This is a genomic window from Microbacterium sp. ISL-103, assembly GCF_018613995.1.
Taxonomy (GTDB): Bacteria; Actinomycetota; Actinomycetes; order Actinomycetales; family Microbacteriaceae; genus Microbacterium.
This window is the reverse complement of sequence record NZ_JAGGPD010000020.1, coordinates 1865-2747: the sequence shown is the minus strand read 5'-3', so window position 1 is coordinate 2747 and position 883 is coordinate 1865. Positions and strand designations below refer to the sequence as shown.

General features: G+C 68.0%; 1 protein-coding gene. It reads left to right on the top strand.

The genetic code is table 11. The features are described from left to right. On the top strand, nt 1-883 hold an 883-nt coding region (locus J7E68_RS01055; RefSeq protein ID WP_215169057.1), incomplete at both ends, for a hypothetical protein.

Below are 883 nucleotides of genomic sequence, written 5' to 3'. Positions count from 1 at the left end.
CCGCCACCGACCTCCCGAACGTCAACACCGCGTACAGCAACGACGTCGCGGTCGACGGACAGACCGCCAGCAGCGCTGCACGCGTTCCCGCACGCGCCCAGGGGAAGTCCGGCCGCATCAACAGCGCGACCACCGTCCTTGACGGTGTTCCGCACATGCCTCAGACCACCATCTCCTGGACGGTCACCCTCCCCGGTGAGCTCATCGAAGACGAAGCCGTCCTCACGCTGACCGACACCCTCTCCGCCTCCCAGCAGGTGTGCGAAGCGGGCGATCCCACCTCGGGGATCGCAGCACAGCTCGGCCTCCGCGTCGAGGCGCGGGACCAGATCCAGAACGGGGGCCTCGCACCCGTCGACCTCACCGGCGCGACGACCGCCACCACGGATGGTCAGCAGATCACCCTCGACATCGAAGCTGTCGACCTCCCCACACCCGGTGGCACCAGCGACGGTTTCAGCCGCGAGTACCAGTACGTCATCACCTACACGACCTGCACGACCAGCGGCGGCATGGACGCGCCCGGAACCACGTACAGCAACGAGATCGCCGGCGCCGGGATCCGCATCGCCACCTCCACGACCCAGAACAACAGGGGGAGCGGCACCGGACAGGGAGTCACCCGCGGTTCCGTCGCCATCGACAAGACCCTCACCGACACCACTGCCGCGGCTGTCGTCCCCGCGACCACCGCCTTCACCGTCCACGTCCGCGAGATCGACCCCACCGGCACTCTGCAGAACGAGTACGACCTGCAGATTCCTCTGAACGGCGCACCCGTCAGCGGACTCAACGCGCGCGGTACAGGGTGGACCCTCGAACTCACCGAACCCACCTTCCCCGCAGTGCCGGGAGTCACGTTCGGCACACCCGTCTTTGCGGC